Origin of the sequence: Affinundibacterium seohonense (assembly GCF_014284305.1) — a bacterium.
GTDB classification, from domain to species: Bacteria; Pseudomonadota; Gammaproteobacteria; order Burkholderiales; family Burkholderiaceae_D; genus Undibacterium; species Undibacterium seohonense.
Map to the genome: position 1 here is coordinate 1 of NZ_JACOFW010000055.1, position 3608 is coordinate 3608.

Consider the following 3608-nt stretch of genomic DNA (forward strand, 5'->3'; position numbering starts at 1 on the left):
AGCCATTTCATCAGTATTTCCTGTATCACTTTTACCGCTGCCATTAGTCGCGCATGCGGTTGCTCATCTGACACAGTGATAACTGTAGGTCTGGCTCTTCTGCCGTCACTTAGACCCATTTTCCAACAGCCGTTAGAAAGTTCTAACGCCACTGCCAGAACCACTTTTTCTGCAGTAAAATCATTACTAAGAGTCGCAAGCATGTCGTTCTCCTTGATTTAATTGGTCGAGCTTTTATTTTAAGGATTGTTATTTGCTTGTCGACTCTTTCTTTATCATAGGATCTACATGGCTGATTGCATCCTCATCATTGCAGTATGCAAATTCGCATCTGGCGTTTCAATCAACTTTGAACATGGGATTTTGTTTAACGTCTCTCTGTATCTACATGTCGTGCAACAATTTATTTATTAGCGTTCAAAAAATCCGACAAAGCAGATTGTGAATGGCGTGCCCGCACTATAGTTTGACGAGGACTGGTGATTACTTAATAGAAAACTGATGACATTTGTCACTGGTGAACGTGGCTGGAGATCTTTACAATTCATTCCAGTCGCAACACAAATTCACTGACAAAAATAAGGAACTCATCATGAATAACAATGCTCTCGTTTCATCTCGTCGCCACGCAATCGCATTGCGCAATTTAGCGTTCAGCATCGCTTTATCTTTAGCCGCTGCGCCTACCTTCGCGACAACAACAAATGCGCCGCAAGCAAACCAAGCCAATGTGAATAGTGATGCCGCATCTGCTGCTGTGGCGCCGTTCAAGGTGGAAGTGAGTGGTAATGGCCCAGCATTAATACTTATCCCAGGTCTTGCTTCCTCCTCGATAGTTTGGAAAGACACGGTCGCCGCACTGCAAGATCGTTATCAAGTGCACGTACTGACTTTAGCTGGCTTTGCAGGAACAAGAGCATTGCCAAATAGCGCGATGAGCAAAGGCTTTATCGCGGCCCAAGAGCAAGCAATTGTCGATTACATCGCAAAGCAACAATTGCATAAACCGGTTGTGATTGGACATTCCTTAGGTGGATTTTTAGCGCTCTCATTAGCAGCCAATCATTCAGATAAAATTAGTGCCGCGATCAACGTCGATGGCTTACCTGCCTTGGGCGCAATGTATGCCGAAGCGCAGGCCGCTATGCAGAAATCTGGCAACCTGCCGCCACCGCAAAATACCGGATTTGATCCTATGGCGATGGCAAAAAATATGGCGAACAACACCCAATGGCACGCGCAGATCGCCAAAGATATGATGACGTCTGACCCTATGACCTCTGGCCGTACGATGGGTGAGTTAGCTAGCAAAGATTTGCGCCCAGCCTTAAGTAATGTGCGCGTGCCGGTATTGACGTTAGGTGCTTTACAAAATGGTGCGCCTTATACCCCAGCGGAACAAGTACAAGCCACTTATGAGAAACAATTAGCGAACATCCCAAAAGACTTAAATCACATGGCCTTCGCCAAAGACTCCAAACATTTCATCATGGCGGATGCACCAGCATGGATGCAGCAACAGGTTAATGATTTTTTGAATAAAGTTATTGCTGTCAAATAAACTGTATAAAGTGTACTTGCCGCGATAGTACGGATAGTACGCAGTGCGAGGGATAAATGAATTTTGTACAAACAGAGAAAACGTTTCTGAAACTGTGAAAACGAATACGAAACAATAGAATGGGTGCTTGCGTTCGTAGGAATGTGCCATATGAACGGGGGGAGATCTTCCATCAACGTCTTCGCGTAAAAATTGATGGCAATATTTAACCTCGTTTTTTCATCAAAAGGATAGAGGCGGCAAGCCTTTCAAGAGCGAAATAGTATGAGGGCGACAAAAAGGGCGGTTGCAACCCGCGCCGCCAGCATGTTCAAAATACCGAGAGAGTAATTAAATACTTGAAAGAAGATTTGAACGATAAATCGTTGAGGTGATTTACAGAGCGGGTTGCACCCGCCCTGTATGGTTCTCTGCGCCTCTGCGGCTGAGGTTTTGAATTGCCTTTATAAATATCAAAGCTAAAGTCGATCTAGCTAACGACTACGCTTTCGCAGATCAAAAACTCGGCGTGTTCGCGTTAGGTTTAGGCAATTCCGTTACTGGTTTCGCATACGTCGTCTTAGGATTGTTTTTCAACATAGTCGGCATACTCAACATCTGCTCAGGCGCGCTGCTCAAATCCATCAAAATCATCTCAGTTTGCGTTGCATAAAAATTCAACTGAGAACGCTCATGCAGATTCGACACCCAAAGTGCTTTGCCGCAGGACTTCCACTTATTTGCTCTGTTAAGACTAACGCCACTGCGATCTGTCAGACTCTGATAGATCTCTTTGGGATTATACGTATCCGTAAAGTAAGTCGACATCTCAGCCCAGCAGTAAGGATAAGGCGTGACCGTGCCGAAATCTCCAGGAGAAATATAATGCCCTTGCACATAATTTGTTCCAACCAGACTGAGTCCCGGCAGCATGCGATCTGACCACATCGTACGATCTTCAAATTGTGTGGTGTCGTCATACACAAAATAACTAAGCTCACCAAATTTCTCTTTTAAACCGACATGGATGTCCGCTGTGGTTTGCTTTCTCGGCACATAGCGAATCAAGCGTCGAACCGCAATCACCGTGTCATCAGGAAGAAAACTCAGACGCAAATTGTCTTCGGTAATCGTAGGCTTAGTGATGTCGAGACTAATATTGGTTTGTGCATCGTAGATCAAATCGGCAGTGCCTATCGTCACTTCTTTGCTGACATTCTTCAACTTTGATTTCGGAAATTTCTCTTTAATGATGGCCATGACTTCGGTTTTTGACATACCGATGCGAATTCCCAGAATGTCTGGATTTTGCATTTTGCTGGATTGCGCCAAGGCCAGATTCGACATCAATATGGCTGCACATGTTGCGATGACTTTCATTTTCATTTTGCGATTCCATTGCTATAAATTTGGTTTAACTTTTTAAGGGAATCCCACCTTGTGCAGCCAGATCCTTTTGCGTGAACAAAATAGGCGTTAGATCTTGGCGCAGGAAGAGAGCGAAAGGATGGGAAGTTGAAGCCACCTAGGCGAAGTATTTTACCCCAGAAGAAAGGGGGCAGATCTTGAATTGACAGTGTTCGTATAAATATCGCATATCAAGACCTGACGCCATGTTTTACGAACCTTTTTCTGAGGGGCAGCAACATGAAAAATGGTGGGCAGGTGCAACCCGCGCCGCGAGCATGTTCAAAATACCGAGAGGGTAATTAGATGCTTGAAAGAAGATTTGAACGATAAATCGTCGAGGTGATTTACAGCGCGGGTTGCACCCGTCCTACATGGCTACGCGCCGTGAGTAAGGTGTAATAGGCGAAGCCGTATTACACCGTCCGACGGTAAGATGAAAAACGGCGAAGCAATTTATCTGCAAATCCAAGGTGCCAATGAAAACGATGGTTCGCCATAATCAACGTTCATACGGCGCAATACGCTTCGCTGTTGACGTATATGGACTCCTCCAATATTGCAAATTTTTTTGTTCAAACAAAAGGTGTAACTGCTCGCGTATATCCGGCTTCTATCTGGGCACCGTCGCGCCCGAGCCATAATGGAATCTGCGCGCCTG

Annotated in this window: 2 protein-coding genes and 1 pseudogene; 1 reads left to right on the plus strand and 2 read right to left on the minus strand. The window is 45.1% G+C overall.

What is annotated here, in order from left to right; translation table 11 throughout:
* Nucleotides 1-203, minus strand: a pseudogene (locus tag H8K52_RS20470) (IS110 family RNA-guided transposase); the annotation flags it as partial.
* Between the two features lie 389 nt (nt 204-592).
* On the opposite strand from H8K52_RS20470, the gene H8K52_RS20475 reads away from it, so the two are divergent.
* Nucleotides 593-1561, plus strand: coding sequence for an alpha/beta fold hydrolase (locus tag H8K52_RS20475; protein WP_186924766.1), 969 nt, complete (start codon nt 593-595; stop codon nt 1559-1561).
* 495 nt (nt 1562-2056) lie between these two features.
* Here H8K52_RS20475 and H8K52_RS20480 read toward each other — a convergent pair whose 3' ends face one another.
* The gene (locus H8K52_RS20480) at nt 2057-2926 is read right to left on the minus strand and encodes a hypothetical protein (RefSeq protein WP_186924767.1); all 870 of its coding nucleotides are present in this window, start codon (nt 2924-2926) and stop codon (nt 2057-2059) included.
* Nucleotides 2927-3608: the final 682 nt, after the last annotated feature.

Excerpts from the sequence above, each read along its gene's own strand:
- H8K52_RS20475 (WP_186924766.1), top strand. The coding sequence starts at position 593 with ATGAATAACAATGCTCTCGTTTCATCTCGTCGCCACGCAATCGCATTG.
- H8K52_RS20480 (WP_186924767.1), bottom strand. The coding sequence starts at position 2,926 with ATGAAAATGAAAGTCATCGCAACATGTGCAGCCATATTGATGTCGAAT.